The sequence below is a fragment of the Vibrio sp. 1288 genome, from assembly GCF_033344475.1.
In genome coordinates this window covers 1-1,139 of record NZ_JAWPOX010000123.1, presented here as the reverse complement: position 1 = coordinate 1,139, position 1,139 = coordinate 1, and the positions used below count along the sequence as shown (strand labels likewise).

Below are 1,139 nucleotides of genomic sequence, written 5' to 3'. Positions count from 1 at the left end.
TTGACCTTGACAGAGTTCGCGATGCTTTCAACCACAGGTTCTGGCAGTTTATCAAAGGCGTCAATTTTGATTAAAAAGTCGGAGAGGTGTGGAGAGACGGATGTGCCCATGGTTTACCTCTAAAATGAACCGGTGTTTCAACATTGTTCTAAGTGGCAAAAAAAGCAGCCTCGCGGCTGCCTCTTGTTTCTGATTATGCCGGGTAATCGTGGTAACCCAATTGCTCAGAAATGTTTTTACCTGCTTGATGCAGTAAGCCGACGTAATATTCCATTCTCTCTTCATCGAAACGGATGGTTGGGAATGAGATAGACAAGCCAGCAATGATTTGACCAAAGCGGTCATAAATCGGTGCAGCGATACAACGAAGACCTGGTTCTTGCTCTTCGTTATCTTCTGCATAGTGGAAATCGCGCACTTTCGCCAATTCTTCTAGCACTTGATCGGTGTTTTCCAATGTTTTTTCTGTGTGCTTAATGAACTCGACATCGCTCAATACGTCACGAACGAAGCTTTCATCGCGCTCAGAAAGTAGCACTTTACCAATCGCAGTACTGTAGAGCGGATTGCGACGACCGATGCGCGATTGCATGCGTAGGTTGTAGCCAGAGTCGATTTTGTGGATGTAAATGATGGCATTTTCATCCAGCGCACCAAGGTGCAAGGCTTCGTTGGTTTGTTCTGAAATGTGGCGCATTTCTTTGTCGGCCAGTTCGATCAGATCGACGTACTCAAGCGATTTTGCGCCCAACTCGAACAGCTTAAGTGTTAGAGAGTACTTATCCGCTTCGCCTTCTTGAGACACGTAACCGAGCGATTTCATGGTTTGCAGAAAACGGTAAGTAGTCGCTTTCGACATCATTAGACGTTGTGAAAGCTCTGAAACGCCGATGGCTTTCTGTTCACCAAGTGCTTGAAGAATATGAAAAACCTTAAGTACTGACGAAACCGCTTCAGGCTGAGTCGACTTTTCCATTGTTGCCCCTTTCATTCTTAGTTTTCTGCATTATATCGCTGAAAAATTTAAGAACCAGTATTTTTAAAATGCCTTTTCAAAAATTTGAAACCGCGCAATTAAAGAATCCAGAAAAACAAGATCGCAATCAATATTTTTAAAACGCCTTTTCAAAAAAAATTGC

Annotated in this window: 1 protein-coding gene; it reads right to left on the bottom strand. The window is 43.4% G+C overall.

Annotation, left to right across the window (positions count from 1 at the left end; translation table 11 throughout):
* Nucleotides 1-193 precede the first annotated feature (193 nt).
* A complete protein-coding gene (gene kdgR, locus R8O11_RS25030; protein WP_005460804.1) occupies nt 194-976 on the bottom strand; it encodes a DNA-binding transcriptional regulator KdgR in 783 nt (260 codons plus the stop codon).
* Nucleotides 977-1,139: the final 163 nt, after the last annotated feature.

What these genes read in the sequence shown, in the direction of transcription:
- kdgR (WP_005460804.1), bottom strand. Translation starts at nt 976, where the DNA reads ATGGAAAAGTCGACTCAGCCTGAAGCGGTTTCGTCAGTACTTAAGGTT.